Source organism: Paraburkholderia sp. BR10936 (assembly GCF_040965735.1).
Classification (GTDB): domain Bacteria; phylum Pseudomonadota; class Gammaproteobacteria; order Burkholderiales; family Burkholderiaceae; genus Paraburkholderia; species Paraburkholderia nodosa_A.
In genome coordinates this window covers 1-278 of sequence record NZ_JBFRCM010000087.1, presented here as the reverse complement: position 1 = coordinate 278, position 278 = coordinate 1, and the positions used below count along the sequence as shown (strand labels likewise).

Annotated in this window: 1 rRNA gene; it reads left to right on the top strand. The window is 46.4% G+C overall.

From position 1 onward, the window contains the following. Positions 1-212: 212 nt before the first annotated feature. A 16S ribosomal RNA gene (locus AB4Y36_RS40530) occupies positions 213-278 on the top strand; the annotation flags it as partial.

Below are 278 nucleotides of genomic sequence, written 5' to 3'. Positions count from 1 at the left end.
TTCGCGATCGATCTTTAAAAATTTACAGCCGATAAGTGTGGGCGCTTGATGCGGTGGCGACCTGGTCTTGTTCTTCGGAATGAAGCCGGGAGCAGCAAAAGTATCAAGAGTCTCACACTAAAGTAAGTCAGGTTTTTGAATTTATTCAGAAAACCTGTCAGCTTTGAGTGAGCGACCGGTCTCGAGAGAGACCGAAAACAGTAACAGGTATTGAACTGAAGAGTTTGATCCTGGCTCAGATTGAACGCTGGCGGCATGCCTTACACATGCAAGTCGAA